The sequence below is a fragment of the Azospirillum sp. A26 genome (genome assembly GCF_042604635.1).
Classification (GTDB): domain Bacteria; phylum Pseudomonadota; class Alphaproteobacteria; order Azospirillales; family Azospirillaceae; genus Azospirillum; species Azospirillum palustre.
In genome coordinates, this window is record NZ_CP170476.1 from 328,917 (window position 1) to 355,693 (window position 26,777).

General features: G+C 69.4%; 22 protein-coding genes. 14 read left to right on the top strand and 8 right to left on the bottom strand.

Annotated elements, in window-relative coordinates; all coding sequences use genetic code 11:
• Window positions 1-2 precede the first annotated feature (2 nt).
• The 4 genes from ABNQ39_RS32420 to ABNQ39_RS32435 are packed head-to-tail and all read left to right on the top strand — an operon-like array spanning window position 3 to window position 6,732.
• Window positions 3-1,619, top strand: coding sequence for an MBL fold metallo-hydrolase (locus ABNQ39_RS32420; RefSeq protein ID WP_376966286.1), 1,617 nt, complete (start codon window positions 3-5; stop codon window positions 1,617-1,619).
• Window positions 1,616-2,800 carry an HlyD family secretion protein gene (locus ABNQ39_RS32425; protein WP_376966288.1) on the top strand — a complete coding sequence of 395 codons (1,185 nt, stop codon included), beginning with the start codon at window positions 1,616-1,618 and terminating at the stop codon, window positions 2,798-2,800. The genes ABNQ39_RS32420 and ABNQ39_RS32425 overlap by 4 nt, the downstream gene beginning before the upstream one ends.
• On the top strand, window positions 2,797-5,601 hold the full coding sequence (gene rbbA, locus ABNQ39_RS32430) for a ribosome-associated ATPase/putative transporter RbbA (RefSeq protein ID WP_376966290.1): 2,805 nt from the start codon (window positions 2,797-2,799) through the stop codon (window positions 5,599-5,601). The genes ABNQ39_RS32425 and rbbA overlap by 4 nt, the downstream gene beginning before the upstream one ends.
• Before the next feature lie 3 nt (window positions 5,602-5,604).
• Window positions 5,605-6,732: an ABC transporter permease gene (locus ABNQ39_RS32435; RefSeq protein ID WP_376966292.1), complete on the top strand. Its 1,128-nt coding sequence runs from the start codon at window positions 5,605-5,607 to the stop codon at window positions 6,730-6,732.
• Between the two features lie 31 nt (window positions 6,733-6,763).
• Here the strand turns inward: ABNQ39_RS32435 and pgmG are convergent, their stop codons facing one another.
• The 3 genes from pgmG to galU form a co-directional block, all read right to left on the bottom strand.
• Window positions 6,764-8,164 (bottom strand): phosphoglucomutase/phosphomannomutase PgmG, encoded by a 1,401-nt coding sequence (gene pgmG, locus ABNQ39_RS32440; RefSeq protein ID WP_376966294.1) that lies wholly within the window; start codon window positions 8,162-8,164, stop codon window positions 6,764-6,766.
• A 39-nt stretch (window positions 8,165-8,203) separates the two neighbouring features.
• Window positions 8,204-9,535 (bottom strand): UDP-glucose dehydrogenase family protein, encoded by a 1,332-nt coding sequence (locus tag ABNQ39_RS32445; RefSeq protein ID WP_376966296.1) that lies wholly within the window; start codon window positions 9,533-9,535, stop codon window positions 8,204-8,206.
• A 203-nt stretch (window positions 9,536-9,738) separates the two neighbouring features.
• The gene (galU, locus tag ABNQ39_RS32450) at window positions 9,739-10,608 is read right to left on the bottom strand and encodes a UTP--glucose-1-phosphate uridylyltransferase GalU (RefSeq protein WP_098735854.1); all 870 of its coding nucleotides are present in this window, start codon (window positions 10,606-10,608) and stop codon (window positions 9,739-9,741) included.
• 402 nt (window positions 10,609-11,010) lie between these two features.
• Between galU and ABNQ39_RS32455 the strand changes: the two genes are divergently transcribed.
• The 5 genes from ABNQ39_RS32455 to ABNQ39_RS32475 all read left to right on the top strand — a co-directional run bounded on the left by ABNQ39_RS32455 (window position 11,011) and on the right by ABNQ39_RS32475 (window position 14,786).
• Entirely contained in the window at window positions 11,011-11,775 is a 765-nt protein-coding gene (locus tag ABNQ39_RS32455) for an RluA family pseudouridine synthase (RefSeq protein ID WP_376966299.1), read from the top strand.
• Between the two features lie 95 nt (window positions 11,776-11,870).
• Window positions 11,871-12,143, top strand: a complete 273-nt coding sequence (locus ABNQ39_RS32460; protein WP_098735853.1) for a GNAT family N-acetyltransferase — start codon at window positions 11,871-11,873, stop codon at window positions 12,141-12,143.
• 147 nt (window positions 12,144-12,290) lie between these two features.
• Complete coding sequence (locus tag ABNQ39_RS32465; RefSeq protein ID WP_376966301.1) at window positions 12,291-13,304, top strand: sodium-dependent bicarbonate transport family permease; 1,014 nt, start codon at window positions 12,291-12,293, stop codon at window positions 13,302-13,304.
• Window positions 13,305-13,327: 23 nt separating this feature from the next.
• The gene (locus ABNQ39_RS32470; protein WP_376966303.1) at window positions 13,328-14,230 is read left to right on the top strand and encodes a LysR substrate-binding domain-containing protein; all 903 of its coding nucleotides are present in this window, start codon (window positions 13,328-13,330) and stop codon (window positions 14,228-14,230) included.
• A 61-nt stretch (window positions 14,231-14,291) separates the two neighbouring features.
• Complete coding sequence (locus tag ABNQ39_RS32475) at window positions 14,292-14,786, top strand: GNAT family N-acetyltransferase (protein WP_376966305.1); 495 nt, start codon at window positions 14,292-14,294, stop codon at window positions 14,784-14,786.
• Between the two features lie 77 nt (window positions 14,787-14,863).
• Here ABNQ39_RS32475 and ABNQ39_RS32480 read toward each other — a convergent pair whose 3' ends face one another.
• On the bottom strand, window positions 14,864-15,742 hold the full coding sequence (locus ABNQ39_RS32480) for a GNAT family N-acetyltransferase (RefSeq protein ID WP_376966307.1): 879 nt from the start codon (window positions 15,740-15,742) through the stop codon (window positions 14,864-14,866).
• A gap of 581 nt (window positions 15,743-16,323) precedes the next feature.
• On the opposite strand from ABNQ39_RS32480, the gene ABNQ39_RS32485 reads away from it, so the two are divergent.
• Together ABNQ39_RS32485 and ABNQ39_RS32490 are read left to right on the top strand one after the other, a co-directional pair.
• On the top strand, window positions 16,324-17,613 hold the full coding sequence (locus ABNQ39_RS32485; protein WP_376966309.1) for an O-antigen ligase family protein: 1,290 nt from the start codon (window positions 16,324-16,326) through the stop codon (window positions 17,611-17,613).
• Entirely contained in the window at window positions 17,610-18,548 is a 939-nt protein-coding gene (locus ABNQ39_RS32490) for a glycosyltransferase family 9 protein (RefSeq protein WP_376966311.1), read from the top strand. The genes ABNQ39_RS32485 and ABNQ39_RS32490 overlap by 4 nt, the downstream gene beginning before the upstream one ends.
• On the opposite strand, the gene ABNQ39_RS32495 is transcribed toward ABNQ39_RS32490, so the two are convergent.
• A complete protein-coding gene (locus ABNQ39_RS32495; RefSeq protein ID WP_376966313.1) occupies window positions 18,545-20,167 on the bottom strand; it encodes a glycosyltransferase family 39 protein in 1,623 nt (540 codons plus the stop codon). The genes ABNQ39_RS32490 and ABNQ39_RS32495 overlap by 4 nt on opposite strands.
• Window positions 20,168-20,445: 278 nt before the next feature.
• Between ABNQ39_RS32495 and ABNQ39_RS32500 the strand changes: the two genes are divergently transcribed.
• Window positions 20,446-20,946, top strand: coding sequence for a DUF2934 domain-containing protein (locus ABNQ39_RS32500; RefSeq protein ID WP_376966315.1), 501 nt, complete (start codon window positions 20,446-20,448; stop codon window positions 20,944-20,946).
• Window positions 20,947-21,027: 81 nt separating this feature from the next.
• On the top strand, window positions 21,028-21,372 hold the full coding sequence (locus ABNQ39_RS32505) for a four-helix bundle copper-binding protein (RefSeq protein ID WP_376966317.1): 345 nt from the start codon (window positions 21,028-21,030) through the stop codon (window positions 21,370-21,372).
• 14 nt (window positions 21,373-21,386) lie between these two features.
• On the opposite strand, the gene ABNQ39_RS32510 is transcribed toward ABNQ39_RS32505, so the two are convergent.
• From ABNQ39_RS32510 to ABNQ39_RS32520, 3 genes are read right to left on the bottom strand one after another with little or no spacing between them, the layout of a single operon-like run.
• Window positions 21,387-22,931 carry a DHA2 family efflux MFS transporter permease subunit gene (locus ABNQ39_RS32510; RefSeq protein ID WP_376966319.1) on the bottom strand — a complete coding sequence of 515 codons (1,545 nt, stop codon included), beginning with the start codon at window positions 22,929-22,931 and terminating at the stop codon, window positions 21,387-21,389.
• A gap of 33 nt (window positions 22,932-22,964) precedes the next feature.
• A complete protein-coding gene (locus ABNQ39_RS32515) occupies window positions 22,965-24,089 on the bottom strand; it encodes an HlyD family secretion protein (protein ID WP_376966321.1) in 1,125 nt (374 codons plus the stop codon).
• 33 nt (window positions 24,090-24,122) lie between these two features.
• A complete protein-coding gene (locus tag ABNQ39_RS32520; protein ID WP_376966323.1) occupies window positions 24,123-24,548 on the bottom strand; it encodes a MarR family winged helix-turn-helix transcriptional regulator in 426 nt (141 codons plus the stop codon).
• A gap of 305 nt (window positions 24,549-24,853) precedes the next feature.
• Here ABNQ39_RS32520 and ilvD point away from each other — a divergent pair, with 305 nt between their 5' ends.
• The gene (gene ilvD, locus ABNQ39_RS32525; RefSeq protein ID WP_376966325.1) at window positions 24,854-26,719 is read left to right on the top strand and encodes a dihydroxy-acid dehydratase; all 1,866 of its coding nucleotides are present in this window, start codon (window positions 24,854-24,856) and stop codon (window positions 26,717-26,719) included.
• Window positions 26,720-26,777 lie beyond the last annotated feature (58 nt).

The following is a 26,777-nucleotide window of genomic DNA, read 5'->3' on the forward strand; positions in this document are numbered from 1 at the left end:
CCATGTCCCTGTCGCTGACCTTCCATGGCGCCGCCGGCACGGTGACCGGCTCCTGCTTCCGCCTGTCCACGCCTGCGGGCGACGTGCTGATCGATTGCGGCATGTTCCAGGGCACCAAGACGATCCGGGAACTGAACTACCGCCCCTTCCCCTTCGATCCGTCCTCGATCCGCGCCGTCCTGCTGACCCACGCCCACATCGACCATTCCGGCCTGCTGCCCAAGCTGACGAAGCTGGGCTTCCGCGGCCGGATTTACGCCACCGGCGGAACGGTCGACCTGCTGGAATACATGCTGCCCGACAGCGGTTACATCCAGGAGGGCGAGGTCGAGCGCCTCAACCGCCGCAACCGCCAGCGCGGCCGCCCGCCGGTCCAGGCGATCTACACCCAGGACGACGCCATCCGCAGCCTGCGCCGGCTCCGCCGCGTCGAGTACGACCGCTGGACCGAGATCCTACCGGGCCTGCGCGCCCGCTTCTGGCAGGCCGGCCACATCCTGGGCTCCGCCTCCATCGAGGTCGAAGTCACCGATGGCCTTGGAAACGGCGCCGGCGACCCCACCCGCATCCTGTTCTCCGGCGACCTCGGCCCCGGCGGCAAGAGCTTCCACGCCGACGCCGAGGCGCCGGAGCGGCCGGACTGGATGGTGCTGGAGACCACTTACGGCGACCGCGAGCGCACCGACCTCGACGAGGCCGGACGGCAGGCGGTTCTGCGCGCCGAGGTATCCACCGCCCTGGCGGCCGGCGGCGTCCTGCTGATCCCGGTCTTCGCGGTGGAGCGGACGCAGGAGCTGCTCTACGACCTCGACTGCCTGTTCGACGGCGGCCAGCTGCCGGCGGTGGACGTCTTCCTCGACTCCCCCCTGGCCGACGCGGTGACCGGCGTCTTCCGCCGCCATCTCGACGATCTGGAGACCGACGGCGACCCCTTCACCCGCGCCAATTTCCACCATGTCCGCAGCGTGCCGGAAAGCCAGCGGCTGAACAGCATCGCCGGCGGCGCCATCGTCATGGCGGCCAGCGGCATGTGCGACGCCGGCCGCATCCGCCACCATCTGAAGAACCGCCTGTGGCGCCCGCAGGACACCGTGCTGCTGGTCGGCTATCAGGCCCCCGGCACGCTGGGCCGCCTGTTGCAGGAGGGCACGCCCCGCGTCCGCATCCATGGCGAGGAGATCGCGGTGAAGGCAACGGTCCGCTCCATCGACGTCTATTCTGGCCATGCCGACCGCACCGCCCTGCTGGACTGGGTGAATGCCCGCCACGGCGTCGGCCACGGCCTGTTCCTGGTCCATGGCGAGGACGCCGCCCGCGCCTCCATCCGTCAGGCCCTGCTCGACAAGGGCTGGCCGGCGGAGCGCATCGCCCAGCCGGCGCTGGACGACCGTGTCGATCTCGCCGCCCCGCGCCCGCTCGCCCCGGCCGACCGCCACCCCCGCCTCGCCCCGGCCGGCCTCGCCGGCCTCGACTGGCACAACCACTATGCCGAGGCGCTGCTGGCGCTCCGCCGCACGCTGGACGCCGCCCCCGACGACGCGGCGCGCGAGCGCATCCTGGCCGGCGTGATGGGCGCCCTCGACACCGGGAAAGACGCCGGGAAAGGAACCCAGCCATGAGCATCAAGCGCCTTCTCGTCGCCGTCGCCCTGCTGGCGATCCTCGGCGCCGGGGCCGCCTATGGCTGGCGGGCGATGCAGGGCAACCGCCTGCCCGCCGGCTTCGCCTCCGGCAACGGCCGGATCGAGGCGAACGAGATCGACGTCGCCACCAAATACGCCGCCCGCGTCCTGACCATCCCGGTCGAGGAAGGCGATCTGGTGGAGGCCGGCGCCGTCATCGCCACGCTCGACACCCGCGACCTCGAAGCGCAGCTCCGCTCCGCCGAGGCCCAGCTGCGCCAGACCCGGCGAGCGCGGGAGGAAGCCGCCGCCCTGGTCGCCCAGCGCGTCAGCGAGGCCGATTTCGCCGCCAAGGAGATGGAGCGGGCGCTGATCCTGTTCGGCAAGGGCCATGTCGCCGAACAGCGCGTCGATCAGGCCCGCAACAGCCGCCGCACCGCCGACGCCGCGCTGGAGGCCGCCAAGAGCCACCTCGCCAGCGCCGAGGAGGCCATCGCCGCCGCGGCCGGCGACGTCGACCGTCTGGCCGATCTGGTCGCCGACGGCGTGCTGAAGGCGCCGCGCAAGTCGCGCGTGCTCTACCGCCTGTCCGAACCCGGCGAGGTGCTGGCGGCCGGCGGCAAGGCGGCGACTCTGCTCGACCTGTCGAACGTGTACATGACCTTCTTCCTGCCGACCGACACGGCGGGGAACCTCGCGCTCGGTGCCGAGGCCCGCCTCCTGCTGGACGCCGTTCCCGACACCGCGATCCCCGCCGCCGTCACCTTCGTCGCCCCGCGCGCCCAGTTCACGCCCAAGCAGGTGGAGACCAAGTCCGAACGCGACCGCATGATGTTCCGCGTCAAGGCCCGCGTTCCGGAAGCGCTGGTGACCCGCTACATCGAGCGGGTGAAGACCGGCCTGACCGGCATGGCCTATGTGAAGCTGGACGACAAGGCGGTCTGGCCCGACTGGCTGGAATCGAACCTGACGCGGGAGGCGACCTCTTCACCCCTGATGCCCCCCTCTCCCCCCCGGGGAGAGGGTCGGGGTGAGGGGGACGCAGCGCGTGACTTTGCACAGAAATCATCACCTTTAGAACACGCTTCAACCGCCCCCCAATCCACCCCACGGATCCCCCTCACCCTAACCCTCTCCCCGGGGGGGAGAGGGAACACCTCCGCGGGCGAAAGATCATGACTCCCGCCCCAGCCGTCTCGCTGTCGGGCGTGCGGCACCGCTATGGCGGGACGGTGGCGCTGGCGGACGCCTCGCTCGACATCGCTCCCGGCACCAGCGTCGCCGTCATCGGCCCCGACGGCGTCGGCAAGTCGACCCTGCTCGGCCTGATCTCCACGGCGAAGAAGATCCAGCAGGGCAGCGTCCGCGTCCTCGGCACCGACGTTGCCGACCGCCACGGCCGCGCCGCTCTCCAGCCGCGCATCGCCTACATGCCGCAAGGGCTCGGCCGCAACCTCTACGCCGATCTCAGCGTCGCCGAGAATCTCCAGTTCTTCGGCCGCCTCTTCGGCCTCGACGCCGCCGAGCGCCGGCGCCGCATCGCCGACCTCTTGGAGTCCACCGGCCTCGCCCCCTTCCCCGACCGCCCGGCCGGCAAGCTGTCGGGCGGCATGAAGCAGAAGCTCGGCCTCTGCTGCGCCCTGCTGCACGACCCCGACCTGCTGATCCTCGACGAGCCGACGACCGGCGTCGATCCGCTGTCCCGCCGGCAGTTCTGGGACCTGATCGCCCGCATCCGCGCCGGCCGACCCGGCATGACCGTGCTGGTCGCCACCTCCTACATGGACGAGGCGGAGCGCTTCGACCAAGTCGTCATGATGAACGCCGGCCGCCTGCTCGCCCACGACACCCCGGCGGCGGTGAAGGCGCGCACCGGCGCCGCCGATCTGGAGGAGGCCTTCGTCGCCCTGCTGCCGGACGATGCCAAACGCGGTCATCGGCGCCTGACCGTGCCGCCCCGCCCGCCCGAGCCGGCCGGCGCCGAACCCGCCATCGAGGCCATCGGCCTGACCCGCCGCTTCGGCGACTTCACCGCGGTGTCGGACATCAGCTTCCGCATCGGCCGCGGCGAGATCTTCGGCTTCCTCGGATCCAACGGCTGCGGCAAGACCACCACGATGAAGATGCTGACCGGCCTCTTGCCCGCCAGCGCCGGGGAGGCGCGGCTGTTCGGCCGGCCGGTGGACGCCACCGATCTGGAGAGCCGCCGCCGCGTCGGCTACATGGCGCAGGCTTTCTCGCTCTATGGCGAGCTGACGGTGCGCCAGAACCTCGACCTGCACGCCCGGCTGTTCGACCTGCCCGACGCCGACACCCGGCTGGCGGCGCTGGTCGAGCGGTTCGGCCTGTCGCCCTACATCGACGCGGTGGCCGACCGGCTGCCCTTGGGCGTGCGCCAGCGGCTGTCGCTGGCCGTCGCCATCCTGCACGAACCGGAACTGCTGATCCTCGACGAGCCGACCTCCGGGGTCGATCCGGTGGCGCGCGACCAGTTCTGGCGCGACCTGATCGCGCTGTCGCGCGACCAGCGGGTGACGATCTTCGTCTCCACCCATTTCATGAACGAGGCGGCGCGCTGCGACCGGGTGGCCTTCATGAACGCCGGCCGCGTCATCGCCGCCGGTCCCCCCGACGAGCTGCGCCGCCAGCAGCAGGCCGAAACGCTGGACGACGCCTTCATCGGGTTTATGGGTGATGCTCAAGCCGACACCCCACCAAATCCCCCTCTCCCCCCCGGGGAGAGGGTCGGGGTGAGGGGGACGCACCGCGTGCCTTCCCTAGGAATCCCCGCCACACCACCCCCTCACCCTAACCCTCTCCCCGGGGGGGAGAGGGGATCCCGCACCGTAAATCCCCCCCTCTCCCGCCGCCGCCTGCTCGCCTACGCGTGGCGCGAGACGCTCGAACTGCGCCGCGATCCCGTCCGCCTGACCGTCGCCCTGCTCGGCACCGTGCTGCTGATGCTGGTCTTCGGCTTCGGCATCACCATGGATGTGGAGAACCTGACCTTCGCCGTCCTCGACCACGACCGCTCCCCCGAAAGCCGCGCCTACATCGAGCAGTTCGACGGCTCCCGCAGCTTCCGCCCCACCCCGCCGGCCATCGATGCCCGTGACCTCGCGCTCCGCCTGCAACGGGGCGAGGCGTCGCTGACCATCGAGATCCCCGAAGGCTTCGGCCGCGACCTCCGCCGCGGTCGCATCCCCGAGGTGGCGGTGCGCATCGACGGCGCCATGCCCTTCCGCGCCGAGACCATCCAGGGCTACGTTTCCGGCCTGCACCAGCGCTTCATCCAGGACGCCGCCACCGCGTCCGGCATCGCCCTGCCCGCCCCGGCCGCCACTCTTGAGATGCGTTACCGGTACAACCAGGCCTTCCGCAGCCTCGACGCCATGGTGCCCGCCACCATCGGCCTGCTGCTGGTCTTCATCCCCGCCATCCTTGCCGCGCTGGGCGTGGTGCGGGAGAAGGAACTGGGCTCCATCACCAACCTCTACGTCACCCCGGTGACGCGGCTGGAATTCCTGCTGGGCAAGCAGTTGCCCTACATCGGGCTCGCCGCCTTCAACCTGCTGCTGATGGTGGCGATGGCCGTCACCCTGTTCGGCGTGCCGGTGAAGGGCAGCCTGATCGGGCTGCTGCTCGGCGGGCTGGTCTATGTGGTGGCGACGACGGCCTTGGGGCTGCTGATCTCGGTCTTCACCGCGACCCAGACGGCGGCGGTGTTCGGCACCGCCATCGTCACCATGCTGCCGGCCACCCAGTTCTCCGGCATGCTGCAACCGGTGGCGACGCTGGAAGGCGGGGCGTGGCTGTTCGGCACGCTGTTCCCCACCACCCATTTCCTGAAACTGTCGGTCGGCGCCTTCACCAAGGGCCTCGCCCTGCCCGAACTCATCCCCTTCATCCTGGCGACCGTCGCCTTCATCCCGGTCTTCCTGGCGCTCGGCGTCGCCTTCCTGCCGAAACAGGAACGCTGAACGATGACGCGCTTCCTCCGCAACAGCCTGACACTGGCGCGCAAGGAATGGATCAGCCTGCTGCGCGACGTCTTCATGCTGGGCTTCGTCGTCTATTCCTTCACCTTTTCCGTCTACAGTCAGGCCACCGGCATCTCGCACGAGCTGCGCAACGCCGCCATCGCCATCGTCGACGAGGACCGCTCGACCCTGTCGCAGCGTCTGGCCTCCAGCTTCCACGGGCCGGAATTCCAGACCCCGGCGATGATCGGCCATGCCGAGGTCGATCCGGCGATGGATTCCGCCCGCTACACCTTCGTCCTCGACATCCCGCCGAACTTCCAGGCCGACGTGCTGGCCGGCCGGAGCCCGGCGATCCAGCTGCTGATCGACGCCACCGCGATGATGCAGGCCGGCATCGGCGCCGGCACCATCCAGGGCATCGTCGACGACGAGGTCGGCCGCTTCGTCCGCCGCGAGGCCGACGGCAGCGCCGCCCCGGTCAGCCTGCAACTCCGCGTCGCCTACAACGAGGCGCTGGATACGAAATGGTTTACCGGCACCATGTCGGTGGTCAGCAACGTCACCATGCTGGCGGTTCTGCTGGCCGGCGCCGCCCTGATCCGCGAGCGCGAACACGGCACGCTGGAGCATCTGCTGGTGATGCCGGTCCGCCCGGCCGAGATCATGGCCGCCAAGGTGCTGGCGAACGGTGCGGTGATCCTGGGTCTGACGCTGGTGGCGCTCTATGCCGTGCTGCGCGGCCTGCTGTCGGTGCCGCTGGCCGGATCGGTCCCGCTGTTTTTGGCCGGGACGGCGCTCTACCTGTTCTTCGCGACGGCGCTCGGCATCTTCCTCGGCACGGTGGCGCGCTCGATGCCGCAGCTGGGGCTGCTGTTCATCCTGATCGTGCTGCCGATGAACATGCTGTCCGGCGGCTTCACCCCGCTGGAAAGCGAACCGGAGTGGCTGCAATGGGCGATGCAGCTGTCACCCTCGACCCATTTCGTCGCCTTCGCCCAGGCGATCCTGTTCCGCGGGGCGGGGTTCGACGTGGTGTGGCCGCGCTTCGCCGCGACGGCCGGGATCGGCGCTCTGTTCTTCGCCTGGAGCCTTGCCCGGTTCCGGCGGCATCTGACGAGTTTCCGGTGAGGGGGAACGCCCCCCTCACCGTCACTCTACCTCAGTGCGAGCCGCCGCCCTCGAAGGACGGTGCGCTCAGCCCCGACGCCACCAGCTGCTCGATCAGCGCGCCCTTCAGCCGCTCCAGCCCGTCCTGGCTGTAGGACTCGGCGCGGGCCACCAGCACGTCCTGGGTGTTGGACGCGCGCAGCAGCCACCAGCCGTCGTCGGTCGTCACGCGGACGCCGTCGATGTCGTTGACCTTGGCGCCCGACGCCTTGACGCGGCCCTTGACCTCCTCGACCACGGCGAACTTGCGTTCCTCGTCGATCTGGAAGCGGGTCTCCGGCGTGTTGACCATGTCCGGCAGGCCGTCGCGCAGGTCCGCCAGCGTGGTGCCCAGCTTGCTGACCAGCCCGGCGAGGCGCACGCCGCAATAGAGCGCGTCGTCGAAGCCGTACCACTTGTCGGCGAAGAAGATGTGGCCCGACATCTCGCCGGCCAGCGGCGAGCCGGTCTCGGCCATCTTGGCCTTCAGCAGCGAGTGGCCGGTCTTCCACATCAGCGGGGTGCCGCCATGCTTGGCGATCTCGTCGAACAGGGCCTGGCTGGCCTTGACGTCGGCGATGATGGTGGCGCCCGGATGGCTCTTCAGCACGTCGGCGGCATAGAGCGCGACCAGCTGGTCGCCCCACACCACGCGGCCCTTGTGGTCGATGGCGCCGATGCGGTCGCCGTCGCCGTCGAAGCCGATGCCGATGTCGCAGCCATGCTCCGCCACCGCCTTCTTCAGGTCGACCAGATTGGCCTCGACCGTCGGGTCCGGGTGGTGGTTGGGGAAGTTGCCGTCGATGTCGTCGAACAGCAGGACATGCTTGCCCGGCAGCTTGGCGGTCAGGCGGCGCAGGATCTCGCCCGACGCGCCGTTGCCGGCGTCCCAGGCGATCTTCAGGTCGCGCGTGCCGTCATAGTCCTTCAGCAGGCGGGCGACATACTCGTCCTGGACGTCGATCTTCTCCGACGAGCCCTGGCCCTGCTCCCAGTCGGACTTGGCCGCCATGGTGCCGAGTTCCAGGATCTGCTGTCCATAGACCGGCCCCTTGCCCAGCATCATCTTGATGCCGTTGTAGTCCGGCGGGTTGTGCGAGCCGGTGATCATGATGCCGGCCGCCGCCTCGCGGTCGCGGGTGGCGAAATACAGCATCGGCGTGGGGCCGAGCCCGATGCGCAGGACGTGCAGGCCGGTGGAAACCAGCCCCTCGACCAGCGCTTCCTCCAGCTCCGGCGAGGACAGACGGCCGTCGTAGCCGACGCAGACCGTCTTGCCGCCCTTGCGCACCACAACGGTGCCGAAGGAGCGGCCGACCGCGCGGGCGTCCGCCGGGGTCAGCGTCTTGCCGACGATGCCGCGGATGTCGTACTCGCGCAGCACCGTGGGGTGGAAGGTATGGGCTTCGCTCATCGTCTCGTTAGTCCTCTGTTGGACGCCGTCTTTGGACCGTTAGCCACGGTCCATCCCGCCGGCCGGCGATGGCCGGCCGATGGAGCTATAGGTGAAGCCGGCCTTCGCCATGTCCTCGGGGTTGTAGATGTTGCGCAGGTCGATCATCACCGGCCGCTTCAGCATCGACTTGACCCGACGCAGGTCGAGCGCACGGAATTCGTTCCACTCCGTGAGAATAGCGACGCAATCGGCCCCTTCCAAGGTGCCGTAGGCGTCCTTCGCCCATTCCACGCCGGGAAGCAGCTTTTCGGCCTCGTGCATCGCCGCCGGATCGAAGGCGCGCACGTGCGCGCCGGCCGCCTGGAGCGCCGGGACGATGTCGAGCGACGGGCTGTCGCGCATGTCGTCGGTGTTTGGCTTGAAGGCGACGCCCAGCACCGCGACGGTCTTGCCGTCCACCGACCCGCCGCAGGCGGCGACGATGCGCTCGGCCATCTGCTTCTTGCGCTTGTCGTTGATGTCCACCACCGTCTCGATGATGCGCAGCGGGCTGCCGACCTGCTGGGCGGTGCGGACCAGCGCCAGCGTGTCCTTCGGGAAGCAGGAGCCGCCGTAACCCGGACCGGGGTGCAGGAACTTCTTGCCGATGCGGCCGTCCAGCCCGATGCCGCGCGCCACGTCATGCACGTTGGCGCCGACCTTCTCGCACAGATCGGCAATCTCGTTGATGAAGGTGATCTTGGCGGCCAGGAAGGTGTTGGCGGCGTATTTGGTCAGCTCCGCCGTCTCCAGCGAGGTCACCACGATCGGCGTCTCGATCAGGTAGAGCGGCCGGTAGAGCCGGCGCATCACCTCGCCGGCGCGGTCGGACGTGGCGCCGATGACGACGCGGTCGGGCCGCATGAAGTCGCCGATGGCGGAGCCTTCGCGCAGGAATTCCGGGTTGGAGGCGACGTCGAACTCGGCCTCGGGGCGGACGCGGCGGATGATCGCCTCGACCTCGCGGCCGGTGCCGACCGGGACCGTCGATTTGGTCACCACCACCGTGTAGTGGTCGAGATGCTGGGCGATCTCCTCGGCGGCGCCATAGACGTAGGAGAGGTCGGCATGGCCGTCGCCGCGGCGCGACGGGGTGCCGACCGCGATGAACACGGCGTCGACGCCCTGCATCGCCTCCTTCAAATCCAGGGTGAAGGACAGGCGGCCGGCGGCGACGTTGCGGGCGACGAGGTCGTCCAGGCCGGGCTCGTAGATCGGAATCTCGCCGTTCTTCAGCCGCTCGATCTTGCCGGCGTCCTTGTCGACGCAGGTGACGTGCACGCCGAATTCGGAAAAGCAGGCGCCGGAGACCAGGCCGACATAGCCCGTGCCGATCATCGCAATGCGCATCGCGTCCCCCTCATGTCCTTGAAAAAAGGAAAACCTGTATGTTCTCGGGATGCCCTGGCGGGTCTTCGCCGCGAGGCGTTCCTCACGGCCGGCCTTTTCGACTCTGGCCGGCTCTTTTTGAAATGCAGTGCAAACGCGTGCGCCCGCCCCCATCCGGATCAGGGGACGGGGGCGGGCACCGCGTCAGGCGTGCTGCCCGTCGGTCAGCAATATTTACGCAGCATGGCACGCACCTTGTCGGCCATGTCCGGCCGGTTCAGCGCGTGGGCGAGCGTCGCCTCGATGAAGCCGACCTTGTCGCCGCAGTCGTAGCGGGTGCCTTCGAAGCGCAGGCCGTGGAACGGCTGGTTGCCGATCAGGTTGGCCATGGCGTCGGTCAGCTGGATTTCGTTGCCGGCGCCGCGCTGCTGCTTTTCCAGATGGTCGAAGATTTCCGGCTGCAGGATGTAGCGGCCGATGATCGACAGGGTCGACGGCGCGTCTTCCGGCTTCGGCTTCTCGACGAGGCCGCGGACGGTGGCCAGACGGCCGTCGTCCTTCTCGACGTCGAGGATGCCGTAGCTGCTGGTCTTTTCGCGCGGCACGTCGACGACGGCGACGATGTTGCCGCCGACCTCCTCGTACGCCTCGACCATCTGCTTCAGGCAGGGGGTCTTGCCCTGGACGAAGTCGTCGGGCAGCACGATGGCGAACGGGTCGTTGCCGATCAGGGCGCGGGCGCACCACACGGCATGGCCGAGGCCCAGCGGAACCTGCTGGCGGGTGTAGAAGCAGCGGCCGGGAGCGATCTCGCTGTGGCGGACCTCTTCCAGCGCGTCCATCTTGCCGCGCTCTTCAAGCGTGCGGTTCAGTTCGGTGTCGGCGTCGAAATGGTCTTCGATGGCGCGCTTGGAGCGGCCGGTGACGAAAACGAAGTCCTCGATGCCGGCGGCGCGCGCCTCTTCGACGGCGTGCTGCAGCAGGGGGCGGTCGACCAGCGGCAGCATCTCTTTCGGGATGGCCTTGGTGGCCGGCAGGAAGCGCGTGCCGAGACCGGCGACCGGGAACACCACCTTGCGCACGGGTTTCCGCATTGGACGTCTCTTGTGGTTGAGGCGAAGTCAAATCCATGGTTCCACGGCGGCACCCGACCGCAAGCGAAGCCTGCGGAAGCACGACCGTGGTTCCGGCTTTCTGCCACGCCTTCCGTCACTGCGCAACAAACCTTCCGAGACCGGGCAAAAGGCTAGTCCTAGAGGCCGAAATCAAATGAAAACCGGCTGAAACTCCTCAATCAAGCCGATCTTTATCCATTACGTCCAGGCCGGCACCAAACCTTTCTCATAGGCTGGACCGCTTGAAAAAGCGGTGGATTCCAGCGGCGCGACACCGTGCCGCTGCCTGTACGGCGTCATGGCTTTACAAACGAACTTTCCGTATGACGTTTTATTGCGAATACTTGCACGAAGGGTGCGTCCGCGGTCATGGTGCCGGCCATGATCCCCGACTCGCTTACCCCGACTCCCCCGACTCAGGCGCTGCCGGCGTCCGGCTCGCTCACCGCGGACCAACTGCGCGCCCGCGTGCTGCACCGGGACGAGCTGTGCCTGGTCATCGACAAGCCGGCCGGTCTGGCCGTCCACAAGGCAGGGCGCATCACCGACCATCTGGAACTGTACCTGCCCCATCTGGCGGAGCCGGACGAAGAGCCGCCGAAGCTGGCCCACCGGCTCGACCGCGACACCGCCGGCTGCCTGATCCTGGGCCGCACGCTTTGGGCGCTGAAGCGGCTGGGCCAGATGTTCGCCGCCGGTCATGTCGAGAAGACCTATTGGGCGGTGGCCGAGGGCATCCCGGAGACCGAGACCGGCGTGATCGACCTGCCGCTGCTGAAGCGGATCGAACCCAAGTCCGTCGCAGGGGCCGGCCGCTCCTCCTGGACCATCCTGCCCGACCCGGCCGGCCAGCCGGCGGTCACCGACTACCGGGTTCTCGGCACCGGCAACGGCCGCTCCTGGCTGGAGCTTCGCCCGCGCACCGGCCGCACCCACCAGATCCGCGTCCATTGCGCCGCCATCGGCTGCCCGCTGCTGGGCGAGCCCTTCTACGGTCCGGAGCGCCGGCCGCCCGGCAACCTGCACCTGCTGGCCCGCTCCGTCGCCTTCCGCATGGCCTTCGAATACGCCCCCGTCAGCGCCGTCGCCCCGGCCCCGGAGCATATGCGGGACGCGCTGTCCGCCTGCGGCTGGCAGGGAGAGTAAAAAAAAATGGGGGCTGCCGGCCTCTTCGCCGTCCCCCATCTGTTGACGGGAGAACCCCAAGATAGATGGGCCCCACAACCGATGGAGAGCAAGGCATGGCACAGGCGGTCACAGACAACCGCGCGATGAACCGGTTCGAACTGGCGGTCGGCACCCAGACGGTGTTCGCCAACTACCGCCGCAACGGCCAGACCCTGGTGATTTCCTATGTCGAGGCCCCGCCCTCGCTGCGCGGCACCGGCGCCGCCGGCCGCCTGATGGAAGGCGTGGTGGCGACCGCCCGCACCGAGGGGTTGAAGATCGTCCCGCTGTGCAGCTACGCCGCCCTGTGGATGCGGCGCAACCGCCAGGACGATCTGCTGGCCTGAGGCCCGCCGCCCTCCATTGATAAAATCAATGGAAGCGCTGAAAACTATCAATTTCCCATGAGAAAGATACCCCGTTAGCGTCCGCCCCATGGGTTTCCGCACTGCGGCAAGACCCGTGCAGACGATCGAAACGAGGGACGATTCATCATGGACACGCTGCTGTCGGCACCGATTCTGTTCTTCGGCCTCGGTGCCGTCATCGCGCTTACCGGGGCGCGCATTCCGTTCCCGGAGGGCTTCGGCAAGGCGCTGGCCGCCTACCTGCTGGTCGCCATCGGCCTGAAGGGCGGCGTGGCGCTGGCCGGCGCCGATGTCGGCACCGTGCTGCCGCTGCTGCTGACCGCCGGGCTGCTCAGCCTGCTGATGCCGGTCCTCGGCTTCGGGCTGCTGCGCTCGGCGGTCGGGCTGGATCAGGTCAATGCGGCTGCCATCGCCGCCCATTACGGCTCGGTCAGCCTCGTCACCTTCGTCACCGCCACCAAGCTGCTGGAAAGCCAGGGCGTCACCGTCGGCGGCCACATGGTCGCGGCGCTGGCGATCATGGAAGGCCCGGCCATCGTCAGCGGCCTGCTGCTGGCGGGCGCCGCCGGCATGGTGTCCGGCGTGGCGGCGGGCGGCGGCGGAGGCAGCCTGTCGGTCCCTCTCGGCGTTTCCGCCACCGGGACCGGCGGCTCGATCAAGGGCGCCATCCGCGAGGCCGCCTTCAACGGCTCGGTCCTGCTGCTGGCCGGGTCGCTGCTGGTCGGGCTGGTCATCGGCAAGCCCGGCCTGCAAAGCCTGCACGGCCTGTTCATCGCGCCGTGGGACGGCGTGCTCTGCCTGTTCCTGCTGGAGATGGGCTATCTCGCCACCTCCCGTCTGCGGGAAGCGGTGTCGCTCAGCCCGCGGCTGATCGCCTTCGGCATCGTCATGCCGCTGGCCGGCGCGGTCATCGGCCTTGCCGCCGCCGCTTCGCTGGGGCTCGGTCTCGGCGACGCCGCCCTCTTGGTGACGCTGTGCGCCAGCGCCTCCTACATCGCGGTGCCGGCGGCGCTGCGCCACGCCCTGCCGGCGGCGGAGCCCGGCCTGTCGCTTCCGCTGTCGCTGGGCATCACATTTCCTTTCAACATCCTCGTCGGTATTCCACTCTATCTCGCAGTGAGCCGGGCGGTGCTGACCTGACCGGCCGAACCGGAACCGCCGCCATGCCCGCTCCGCTGCCGCCCTTCGACCTCGACCTGCTGCGCAGCTTCGTGACCATCGTGGACAGCGGCGGCTTCACGCGGGCGGCGGAGCGGCTGGGCCGCACCCAGTCCACCATCAGCCTGCAGATCAAGCGGCTGGAGGACGGGCTGGGCAAGCGCCTGTTCCTGCGCGAGGGCCGCGGCCTCGACCTGACCCCCGACGGCGAGATCCTGCTGACCTACGCCCGCCGCCTGCTGGGCATGGCGGGCGAGGCCTGCGCCCTGCTGATGGAGCCGGAGGTGGGCGGCGTGGTGCGGCTCGGCACGCCGGAGGATTTCGCCACCGCCCATCTGCCCGACGTGCTGTGGCGCTTCTCCCGCGCCCATCCCCAGGTGGCGCTGGAGGTGCAGTGCGACTTCACCGTCAACCTGCTCGACCGTTTCGCCCGCGGCGAATACGACCTCGTGCTGTGCAAGCGGGAGCCGCAGGGTCCGGCCGGCGGCGTCCGGGTCTGGCGCGAGCCGCTGTTCTGGGTGGCGTCGGACCGGCTGATCCTCGACGCGGGCGCCCCGGTCCCGCTGGTCCTCGCCCCGGCGCCGGACATCCACCGCAAGCGCGCCATCGACGCGCTGGACGCCCATGGCCGCCCCTGGCGCATGGCCTACACCAGCCCCAGCCTCGCCGGCATCAAGGCCGCGGTGACGGCCGGGCTCGGCGTCACCATCCTGCCGAAGGACATGCTGGCCCCCGGCTTCCACATCGTGAACGCCGAACACGGCCTGCCCGACCTGCCCGACATCGAAACCGCCCTCTACCGCCAGCCCGGCCCGCTGCCCAAGGCGGTGGATCTGCTTGCCGAGCACATCGTCCGCTCGCTCGAAAGGACGGCCGAGAGAACGGCGGACAGGACGGCGGCGGGGTGAGGGGCTCCCACGTTTCTGGGCAACGGCGACACACGAACTCAGTCAGGACAAGGGAATGCACATGACAGTGGTGAAAAGGCTGTTGCCCGACGATGCGGAGGAGTACCGCTCGCTCCGCCTCGAAGCCCTGCACCGCCATCCGGAGGCGTTCGGATCGAGCCATGCCGAGGAAAGCAGCCGTCCCCTTTCCAGCTTCGCAGACAGAATCGCGGGCGGTTACATCGTCGGCGGCTTCGTCAACGGGATACTTGATGCCACAGCCGGGCTGCTGATTCCCACCCAGGCGAAATCGCGGCACAAGGGCATGCTTTGGGGGGTCTATGTTCGCGGGAACAGGCGGGGCAGCGGTCTGGCAGATGCGGTCATGACCGCCCTGCTCGCCCATGCCGCGGAGCATGTCGAGCAAATCCATCTCTCCGTCGCCGCGACCAACCGGCAGGCCATCGGCCTGTACGAACGGCTGGGCTTCGAAGTATACGGCACGGAACCGCGGGCGCTGAAGGTGGACGGGAGCTACATCGACGAACGTCTGATGGTGAAATTCATGGGCATTTAAGCAGGTTTTCCGAGCCCGCCCATCTGTGGGCGGAGTTCGGAAAACCTGCTTAGATGCCCCGCGCCGGCCGCGTCCCCTCACCCCAGTTCGAAGCTCGTGATCCCGAACACCCGCCCCAGCCCGGTTGCCGGAGCCGGCCCCAGATACATCCGCGCCGTCTCGAACTGCGGCGACAGCCCCACCTCCTCCGCCAGCCGCACCCCTGCCGCGTTCGGCTCCGGCACGTCGAGGAACACCGGCCCGACTCCACCCTTGGCCCCGGCCGTCCGGCCCAGCGCCAGCACCAGATCCCGCGCGACCGCCGCGTCGGCGGCATAGAGCGGGCCGATCTTCCAGCCGTCGTGGCAGGGCCGGATCACCCCGAAGCCCCTCACATCGCCGTCCCCCACCGCCGCCAGCGCCGTCGCACCGGGAAGGGAGATCCAGTTAGCGAGGAAACCGGGGCGGGACGCCGGGAACAGCGCGGCGTCCAAGGCCGTCAGCCGGTCGAAGGGCACGGTGCGGGCGTCCACCAGCCTCGTCGCGCCGGCCCCACCCTCCGGCAGGCTGCCGCCGAAGCGGATGTTGCGGTGGGACAGGGCGAAGCCGGATTTGCGGTAATTGTCCTGCTGCGCGACCACGCCGTCGAGCCCGACGGTGCAGCCCTCCAGATGGCGCAGCCCCGCCTGCCACAGCGTCCAGCCATAGCCGCGCCCACGCGCCTCCGGCCGCACGATGTAGAAGCCGAGGAAGCCGAAATTCCCCGGGTAGCGGACAACCGACAGCGAGGCGACCGGCTGTCCGTCCAGCAGCCCGACCAGGAAGCCGGCCGGATCGACGGCATGGAAGGCGCCGGCATCGTGCAGGCCGGGGTTCCACCCCTCCAGCCGCGCCCACTCGACGGCCAGATCCAGCTCGCCCCGGCTCATCACACGCACGCTGTAACTGCCGGTCCCCTGCCCCTCGCTGCGTTCCATCTCCGCCCCCTTCGAACACATGAAACAGAGCGTAACGCAATCCACGGCGCGCTGGGAGCCATCCAGCGACACGACCAAAGTCCCCTCTCCCCCCGGGGAGAGGGTCAGGGTGAGGGGGATGCATGGCGAGGATCCTCAAGCATCGCGTACCCGCCGCTCCTTGCTTTCGGCCGACCGAGTAAGCAGAGAGAAGCAGTCCCACCCGCAATTTTCATCCACCCTTTCCCCAAGCCGCGACAACCATGATAGGACTATCATCCTTGCCACTGCCGGTCAGGACCCGCCATGACCCACCGGTTGCCGCTCACCCGATCTGCGTTTCCCACCAACGGCTTAACTCCAGATGAGACAGTGGAACACTTCCGGATTTCTGTTCCACGCTGTTTCAAACCGTCAGTTTGCCCCGCGCCCCCCGGCACCGTCCCGGCGCCCATGAAACACTGGAACAACCTCCGCAAACCCGTTCCACGCTGTTTCAAGCCTCCCGGACGGCGCCCGGCCTCCGCCGACCGCGCGTCGTTGCTTTCGTGGCGGGAGTGCGGTTAAGTCGCCGCCGGTTTCCGCTGATCCGCGTCAAGGTCATGCCCGTCGAGTCCCTGGACGCCACCGCGTCGCGCCCCGCTCCCCCAGCCCCCCGCCCGTCTCCCGCCGGCCGCGGGGTCGATGCCGTGTTGCACGGCGTGGCCGGGGCCGCGGCCCTGGTGCTGGGACCGCTGGCGGCGCTCGCCCCGCGCGGGCTCCCGGTCTTGGCCATCCTCGTGCTGGTGCTGTCGCTCGCTGGTTTGGCCCGGCGTGGGGCCTTCGGGCGCATCCTGCGCCTCACACCGCCGGTCGCCGCCGTCGGCGCCTTCCTTCTGCTGGCCCTGGCCTCCACCCTGTGGAGCCCGTCCGACCGCGCTCTCGCGACGGTGCTGGAGATTGGCTACATCGCGCTCGGCGCGCTGGCCGGCGGCGGCTGGATCGCCGGGCTGCCGGCGGCCGAGGCGCGCCGGCTGGCCAAGCTGTTCCTGGCCGGCGGGCTGGCCGGCGGGCTGCTGTTCGCGGTGGAGGCGGCGCTGGACTTCCCGCTGAACCGCTGGTGGAACGGCGTGCCCGACGACCAGCTGCCCAACCTGCTGAACGGCAATGTGCCGAAACGGACGGCGGCGCTGCTCTGCCTGCTGGTCTGGCCCGCCGCCCTGGCGGTGGACCGCTTCGGGCGCAAGGCGCTGGCCCTGCTGGTGCCGGTCGGCTACGCGCTGGCCTGCCTGCCGCTGACCAGCCGGTCGGCCATGCTGGGCATCGCCGCCGGGCTGGTCACGCTGGCCGCCGCCCGCGCGTCCGCCACCTGGACCCGCCGGCTGTTCAGCGCCGCGGTGACCGCCGCCTTCCTGCTGGTGCTGCCCGCCGCCCTGCTGTTCTCCGGCCCGCTCGACCTCGACCATTCCGGCCTGCTTTTCCGCTCCGCCCAGCACCGGGTGGAGATCTGGGGCCATGCGGCGGACCGCGCGCTGCGCACGCCGGTGTTCGGCCAGGGCATCGACGCCTCGCGCTCCCTGCCGCCGGAAGGCGCGGTGTCGGAGTTTTCGCCGATCGGCGACAGCCTGCTGCCGCTGCATCCGCACAACGCCTTCCTCCAGCTCTGGCTGGAGACCGGGGCGGTCGGGGCGGCGCTGGCCCTGGCGGCGATGCTGCTGCTGCTGGCCGCCACCGCCCGGCTGGAGCGCCGCGACCAGCCCTTCGCGCTCGCCCTGTTCGCCACGGCGATGGCGATGGGCAGCACCGCCTACGGCATCTGGCAGCCCTGGTGGATGGCGGGCTTCCTGTCCGCCGCGCTGATGCTGCGGCTGGCAACCCGCATCGGGGCCCCTATCGGGAACAAGACACGATGAGCAAGCGTCCGCTCCGCATCCTGGTCATCAAGCTGGGCGCCTTCGGCGACTTCTTCCTGGCCCAGACCGCCTTCGCCGCCATCCGCCGCCATCATGCCGGCGACCGGCTGACCCTGCTGACCCTGCCCTCGCTCGCCCCGCTCGCCCGGATGAGCGGCCTGTTCGACGAGGTGCTGGAGGATCCGCGCGACCGCTCGCTGTCGGCCTATCTGGCGATCCGCCGGGCCTTGCGCGCCCACCGCTTCGACCGCGTCTACGATCTCCAGGCGCAGACGCGCACCGACCTCTATCACCGTCTGCTGTTCCCCGGCCCCTGGCCGGAATGGTCGGGCACCGCCCGCGGCGCCTCGCATCCAGACCGCTACGAAGGCCGGCGCAAGGTGCCGGTGCGCGACCGCTATATCCGCCAACTTGCCCCCTTCGGCATCGTCCCGGACGAGACGCCGGACCTGTCCTGGCTCGACGCCGACATCGCCAAATTCGGTCTGCCGGAGCGCTTCGCCCTGCTGGTCCCCGGCTCCTCCCCCGGACGGCCGGACAAGCGCTGGCCGGCCCGCCGCTATGCCGAGGTGGCGGCGGCGCTGGCGGAGCGCGGCATCGTGCCGGCGGTGATCGGCACCGGCATTGAGCGCGACCTCGCCCGCGTGATCGCCCAAACCTGCCCGCAGGCGGTCGACCTCACCGACCGCACCAGCGTGCCGGAGCTGGGCGGGCTGGCGCGCCGGGCCTGGGGCGCCGTCGGCAACGACACCGGCCCGACCCACCTGATCGCAGCCGTCGGCTGCCCCACCGTCGTGGTGTTCTCCGACGCCTCCAACCCGATCCACAGCACCGGCCCGCGCGTGCTGATCCACCACCGCCCCGACTTCAACGACATCGACAGCGCCGGCGTGGTCGAGGCGCTGGACCGCGCGCGGGAAATGGGAGGCGGCTAACGGCAGAAGGGGAACGGCGCCACCTTGGGCATGTAGATCGGGATCCACTCGCAATGCGTCGCCGGGTTGGGCAGCTTGCGGGTTTCGATGACCGGCCAGGCATGGGCGGCGACGACGACCAGCGCCACGCCCGCCAGGATCCAGCGCCGCGGCCCGGTCCGGTCGAGCAGACCCGGCATCCGCGCCAGCACCCAGGCCGCCGACAGGATCGCCAGCGGGTCGGTGTAGGCGGCATAGGCGCGCTGAAATCCGCGCAGCGAGAACAGCGACTCCAGCCCCCAGGCGACCAGCAGCAGGAACAAGGCCTGCACCGCCGCCAGCCTCTCCCCCCGCCGCCACAGCACCACGGCACCGGCCAGCGCGAACCACTCCACGACGATGGTCTGCGGGATGTTGTCGGGGTGCAGGACGATGGTGCGGATCGCCAGCGTCCGGCCGATGCCGGCCAGCAGCAGCCCGAGCGTCCCCTGCCCGACCACATTCCCCTGGCCCTGCAATTCCGCCCCATGCCGCCAGGAGGAGAAGACGAACATGTGCTCGACGAAGTTCGCCACGGCGATGGCGTTCTGCTCGTTCCAGCGGATGTCGAGCGCCAGCAGCCCGACCGCCAGCCCCAGCAGCACCGCCGCGGCTCCGGCGACCGCACGGGCGGCCGGCACCCGGTGGACCGCCGCATGGACCAGGATGCCGGCCAGCACCCAGCCGGCAACGATGTTCTGATAGCCGCCGCCCGACAGCCCGCCGCCAACCGGCGTGTAGGGATAGACCGCCCGCCCCCAGCCGGCCAGCCCGGCCTGGATCAGCCCGAAGGCCGGCACCGCGGCGGCCACCGCCAGCAGCCCGACCAGCGCGGCAACGCCCCAGCCCTTTTCATCAGGTGCAGCCTCCGCCCGCCGCCCGAACAGGATCGCCGCCACCGGCAGCCCCATCGCCAGGAAGACCGCCTGCACCTTGGTCACCATCGCCAGCCCGACCAGCAGGCCGCCCAGCGCCAGTTGCAGCAGCGATGCGCCGCCGCACGGCCTGCCGTCCGCCGGCCGCACCGCCCGCAGGACCAGCAGCAGCCCCAGCACGACGAAGCCGGCCGACAGCAGGTCGGTGCGCATCTGCCGCCCCTGCGCCGTCAGCCCGACGCCGAAGGCCAGCAGGATGCCGGCCAGCAGCGCCACCCGCCGGTCCTCCACCAGCCCGCGCAGCAGCGTGGCATAGCTGACGGCGAAGGCGGCGGTCAGCAGGATCGACAGCGCCCGTCCGGCCTGGACCAGCGACTGCCACACCGCTTCGGTCGCGGCGACGTCGCTGCCCGGCGGCAGGGCCGACAGGCTGGCGACCGGCAGCAGCCCAACCGCATGCAGCAGCCGGTACCAGAGGTCGATCACCAGGAAATAGCCGTAGCCGGGATGGTCGAAATACTCCTGCGGCAGCCCGTCGCCAAACAGCAGCCCGTGATAGGCCAGCACCAGATCCTGATCGGAATGCACCCAGTAGGGCAGCCGGAACCCGACCAGCAGGACCGACAGCGCCATCGCCGCCGCCAGCCCGGCGCACAGCAGCCACCAGGGCGCCGCCGCGACGCGGTCGAGCAGGGAGGGACGGGCGGCGGAGGGTGCAGGCATCATGATTGGCACGGCTCAAGGGTCGGGTCGGCCGCCTTGTGGCACGGAACAGGCCGGTTGGGAACCATCTCCCGTTTCCCTCGAGACTCATCTCCCATTCCCTTCGGGAACCAGACGCCTGCTCCGGTGTTGCCCTCATGGAACGGCGGAGTCGGGAGTCTCCGTCTCTTTCGTGGTGCCTCCCACGAGTGGCTTTGCAACGTTGGCGGGGCGCTGCCACAAAATACGGTATGGCAGACCCGCCGGGCAGACAATTGCCGCACAGACACATGGGGAACTCGATGGCCGATACCGACGATATCCAGGAGCGTATCCGACGCCGCGCCCACGAGTTGTGGGAGAGCGAAGGCCGTCCGCACGGCCGCGACTCCGACCATTGGACCCAGGCCGAGGCGGAAGTCCGCGGCGCCGGGGCGCTGGAGCCGACCGGCAAGGTCGCCGGCTCGCGCAAGAAGCCCCCCATGTCCAAGGCCACCGCCAAGACCGCCGGCAAGAGCACCCGTGCCGCCGCCGAATCTCTGTCGGAGGTCGCGAGCGCCCCGGCGGAGAGCGCCAAATCCGAAGCGGCCAAGCCTGCGAAGGCCAAGCCGGCCGCCTCCAAGGCGACTGCCTCCAAGCCGAAGGCCGATGCCGCTCCGGCCGAACAGGCCACCTCCGTCAAGGCTCCGGCGAAAACCACCGCCAAGGCGCCGCCCACCAAATCCACAGCCGCCAAGACTCCGGCCGCGAAGCCCCCGCGCAGCTCGAAGAAGGACGGCGGCAAGAGCGCCACGGCCGGCTGACCCCAGCCTCCCTTGCCGGAACCCAGCGGCCCCGGAGCCGGTTGTCAGGTCATCCCTGCACTCTTCTCCGGAGGAACCGTCATGGCCGGCACGCCGTCGATGGACGACTGCATCCGCAACTGCACCGATTGCCACACGATCTGCCTTGAAACCGTATCGCACTGCCTGACCAAGGGCGGTGCGCATGCGGAGGCCGGGCATGTTCGCCTGATGCTGGACTGCGTCGACATCTGCCGCACCAGCGCGGATTTCATGATCCGCGGCTCCCGCTTCCACCATCTGACCTGCGGTGCCTGTGCCGAGATCTGTGCGGCCTGCGCCGGCCAGTGCGACCGCATGGCCGACGACGCCATGATGAAGCGCTGCGCCGAGATGTGCCGCCGCTGCGCCGAAAGCTGCCGGGCGATGTCGAGCATGGCCGCCTGACAGGAGCAGCGCCCCTACTCCATCACCGCTGCTTCCTCCGGGGCCGGGGCTCCCGCCTTCGGCCGCCGGAGCAGCAGCAGCATCGGGATGACCAGCAGGGCGACATACATCATCAGCTTGAAGTCGTCGATGTAGGCGATCATCGCCGCCTGCTGCGTGACCTGGGCGTTCAGCATCGCCAGCGCCTCGGGCGTGGCGGTCACCTGCTCCGTCATCATCGGCGAGAAGGGCGTCAGGTGCGCGGCGAGGCTGGCGTGGTTGATCTGGGTGTTCTGCGACAGCAGGGTCATCACCACCGAGATGCCGACGCTGCTGCCCAGGTTGCGGACCAGGCTGAACAGGCTGGCGGCGTCGGTGCGCAGCCGCGGCTCCAGCGTGGCGAAGGCGATGGTGCTGAGCGGCACGAACACCAGCCCTAGGCCCAGCCCCTGCACCACGCCGCTGATGATGATCGGCTCGCGGTCCATCACGATGGTGAAGCCGGTCATGTACCAAAGCGACCAGCTGGTCAGCAGCACGCCGGCCAGGATCAGCAGCCGTGCGTCCACCCTGCGCACCAGCCGTCCCACCATCAGCATCGAGATCATCGTGCCGACGCCGCGCGGTGCCAGCACCAGCCCGGTGGTGACCGTCGGGTAGCCCAGCAGGTTCTGCAGCATCGGCGGCAGCAGCGCCATGGTCGCCAGCAGGATCACGCCGATCACGAAGATCAGGACCAGCCCGGTGACGAAATTGCGGTCGCGCAGCAGGGCCGTGTCGATGAAGGGCTCGGTCTTCGTGTTGCCATGGGCGGTGGCGATGTGGATGGCGAAGACCCAGAAGGCGCAGGCGGCCAGCGCCGTCTCGATCCAGATCTCGGTCGCGCCGAACCAGTCCAGCTGCTCGCCACGGTCCAGCAGCATCTGGAAGGCGCCGACCGCCAGACCCAGCATGGCGAAGCCGAAGAAATCGAAGCTGCGGATGCGGCCCTTGGTCTCGTGCAGGAAGACCGCCATGCCGGCGAAGGCCAGCAGCCCGACCGGCAGGTTGATGTAGAAGACCCAGCGCCAGCTGAAGCTGTCGGTCAGCCAGCCGCCCAGCGTCGGCCCGGCAATCGGGCCGACCATGATGCCGGCCCCCCACAGCGCCATCGCCTGCCCATGCCGCTCCTTCGGGTTGATGTCGAGCAACACCGACTGCGACAGCGGCACCAGCGCCGCGCCGAAGATTCCCTGCACCAGCCGGAAGGCCACCATCTGCGTCAGACTGCCGGCCAGCCCGCACAGCACCGACGCCGCGGTGAAGCCGGCCACCGCGATCAGGAACAGCCGCTTGCGCCCGAACCGATCCGCCATCCAGCCGGTGGCCGGCGTCGCGATGGCCGCCGCGACGATGTAGGAGGTCAGCACCCAGGTGATGGTGTCCTGCGCCGCCCCCAGGCTGCCCTGCATGCTGGGAAGCGCGACGTTGGCGATGGTGGTGTCCAGCACCTGCATGATGGTGGCGAGCATGATCGACACGGTGATCATGCCGCGATGCTTCACCTCATGCGGGGCTGCCGGGGATTGGGGGACGGCCATGGAATGCCTGCGGATGAGAGGGGCGTGATTGCCTTACCGGATCGCCGCGACCGCGTTGCCGATGGCGCCCGGCAAGGGCCGGCTGTAGTGGGTGTCGACCTCCACCTCGGCGCTGAGGCCGGTACGCAGCGGCACGGCCTCGCCCTCCGTCCGGTCGATGCGGAGGCGGACCGGCACCCGCTGCACCACCTTCACCCAGTTGCCGGTGGCGTTCTGGGCGGGCAGGACCGAGAATTCCGATCCGGTGCCGGCGCCGATGCTCTCGACATGGGCGGTCAGGGCGCGGCCCGAATAGGCGTCCAGCACCACCGTCGCGGTCTGGCCGACCGCCATGTGGGTCAGGTCGGTTTCCTTGAAATTGGCCTCGACCCAGCTCGACCCGCTCATCACCAAGCTGACCGCCGACAGCCCGACCGAGGCGTATTGCCCGACCAGAAGCCGGTCGGTCTGGCTGACCACGCCGTCGGCCGGCGCCACCACCACCGTGTGATCGAGGTCGCGCTGCGCCGATGCCTTCTTCGCCAGCGCCTCCAGCACCGTCGGATGGCGGTCGGTGGGGATATCGGGATCGCCGCCAAGGGCAGCGCGGGCGCTGATCACCGCCTGCTTTTCCGTGTTCAGATCCTGCTGCGCCGCCATCAGGTCGTGGCGCACCGAATCATAGGTGGCCCTCGCGGCGACGCCGGTCTTCAGCAGATCCTGCTGGCGCTGGAACTCGCGCTGCTCGAAGGAGACCTTCTCCTCCGCCGCTGCCTGCTTGGCCTGCGCCTCGCCCAGGTCGGCGCGCAGCTGTTCCACCTTCAGCCGGGCAGAGGCGAGTGCCGCATCGGCCTGCTGCAAGGCCAGCCGGTAGGGCTCGTCATCGATGCGGAACAGCAGGTCGCCGCGATGGACCGGCTGGTTCTCATGCACCGCCACCTCGACGATGCGGCCGGAGATATCCGGGCTGATCGTCACCTTGTCCTGCTGGACATAGGCATTGTCGGTCGAGACATAGCGTCCGCCCACGACATACTCATAGCCGCCGCCGACCGCCACCAGCAGCGGCAGGGCGGCCATCAGCAGCCAGCGGCGCCAGCGCGCCCTTCGGACGGGCTTGGCTGCCGGATTCTGGGCATCCGGGCGGGTATCGGTATCGCGGTCGGTCACGGCGGTCATGGCGGTCGGGTCCCGAAGAAAAAGGCGGGGTCGTCAGGCTTTGGCGGCGATCTTTTGAGATGCGGTCTTCGCGGGCGGCTCGGCCCGGCGGTCGGAAAGGTTGGCGCGCATGTGGGCCAGCATCTCGACCAGCATGGCTTCGGCATCGGGCGGCAAGCCGGCGAGCGCCTCCGCATAGAGCCCGGTGGCGAGCGTCCGGCCCTGCTCCAGCACCGCATGCGCCTTCGGCGTCAGGTGCGGCAGCCGGGCGCGCCGGTCGGTCGGGTCGGTGCGGCGTTCGATCCAGCCGCCTTCCTCCATGCGGTCGATCTGCCGGCAGAGCGTGATCGGCTCGATCTCCAACAGGTCGGCCAGCGCCGCCTGCTTGATCCCCTCGTTCCGCGCCAGCGTGGCGATCACCGACCATTGTGCGCGGGTCAGTCCGAGATGGCGGGCGCGCTGGTCGAAGCGGACGCGCATAAGGCGCGCCGTGTCGGTCAAAACGGCGCCCAGACTCGTCGAATGGGCATTTACGGAGCGGGGATCGGCAGGGGAGGACATCGGCGGATCGTAAGCTTGCTTATCGGTTCCTCAAAACTAATAAGCATGCTTATCATCGGCAATCCTCGCGGCGTGCATGGCAGGGCCACGCCCGCGTCGCGCCTCCGGTGCCCTGGACGGGATCGCGCCTCTGGCGCGCGCGACAGGAGATTGCTAAGGTGCCCACCCGTTTCGTTCCATTCCTTTCGCCAATTCGCCAAAATCGACCAGCTGAGGACCGATCCATGCCGCACTACCGTTCCCGCACCTCCACCCACGGCCGCAACATGGCGGGCGCGCGCGGCCTGTGGCGGGCAACCGGCATGAAGGACGGCGATTTCGGCAAGCCGATCATCGCCATCGCCAACTCCTTCACCCAGTTCGTCCCCGGCCACGTCCATCTGAAAGATCTGGGCCAGCTGGTGGCGCGCGAGATCGAGAAGGCCGGCGGTGTGGCGAAGGAGTTCAACACCATCGCCGTGGACGACGGTATCGCCATGGGCCATGGCGGCATGCTGTACAGTCTGCCCTCGCGCGAGCTGATTGCCGACGCGGTGGAATACATGGCCAATGCCCATTGCGCCGACGCGCTGGTCTGCATCTCCAACTGCGACAAGATCACGCCCGGCATGCTGATGGCCGCGATGCGCCTGAACATCCCGGCGGTCTTCGTGTCCGGCGGCCCGATGGAGGCCGGCAAGGTCAAGTGGCGCGGCAAGATCAAGTCGGTCGACCTGATCGACGCCATGGTCGCCGCCGCCGATCCGACCGTCTCGGATGAAGAGGCGGCGGAGATGGAGCGCGGCTCCTGCCCGACCTGCGGCTCCTGCTCCGGCATGTTCACCGCCAACTCGATGAACTGCCTGACCGAGGCGCTGGGCCTGTCGCTGCCCGGCAACGGCACCATCCTGGCGACCCACGCCGACCGCAAGGAGCTGTTCCTCGCCGCCGGCCGCATGGCGGTCGATCTCTGCCGCCGCTGGTACCAGGAGGAGGACGCCACCGCCCTGCCGCGCGGCATCGCCACCAAAGAAGCGTTCGAGAACGCGATGACGCTCGACATCGCCATGGGCGGCTCGACCAACACAGTCCTGCACATCCTGGCGGCGGCGCAGGAGGGCGGCATCGATTTCACCATGGAGGACATCGACAGGCTGTCGCGCCGCGTCCCCAACGTCTGCAAGGTCGCTCCCGCCGTGTCCGACGTGCATATCGAGGACGTCCACCGCGCCGGCGGCATCTTCGGCATCCTTGGCGAGCTGGACCGCGCCGGCCTGCTGAACCGCGAGGCCCCGACCGTCCATGCCCCGACGCTGGGCGAAGCGCTGGACCGCTGGGATGTGATGCGCACCGAGGACCAGTCCGTCCACACCTTGTATCGGGCCGCCCCCGGCGGCATCCCGACCGTCGTGCCCTTCAGCCAGGAACGCCGCTGGCCTGAGTTGGACCTCGACCGTGAGAAGGGCGTGATCCGCAAGGCCGAGAACGCCTTCAGCCAGGACGGCGGCCTCGCCGTGCTGTACGGCAACATCGCGGAGAATGGCTGCATCGTGAAGACGGCGGGCGTCGACGCCTCCAACCTCGTCTTCGCCGGCCCGGCCCGCGTCTTCGAAAGCCAGGACGATGCCGTCGCCGGCATCCTAGGCGACGTGGTCAAGGCTGGCGAGGTGGTGGTCATCCGCTACGAGGGCCCGCGCGGCGGTCCCGGCATGCAGGAAATGCTGTACCCGACCAGCTATCTGAAGTCGAAGGGGCTGGGCAAGGCCTGCGCGCTGGTGACCGACGGCCGTTTCTCCGGCGGCACGTCCGGCCTGTCGATCGGCCACGTCTCTCCGGAAGCAGCCCAGGGTGGCGCCATCGGGCTGGTGCAGGATGGCGACCGCATCGAGATCGACATTCCCAACCGCATCATCCGTCTCGCCGTCGACGACCAGGAGATGCAGCGCCGCCGCGACGCGATGAACGCCAAGGGCATGGATGCCTGGAAGCCGGTCAACCGCGACCGTCTGGTTTCCCCGGCACTGCGCGCCTATGCCGCCCTGACCACCAGCGCCGACCGCGGCGCCGTGCGTGACGTGACCCAGGTGGAGAACATCGCCGTCCGCCGCTGACATGGCTTAGGCGACGGGCGCCGACAGCGCCGCAATCAGGCACAACGGACATTCATCA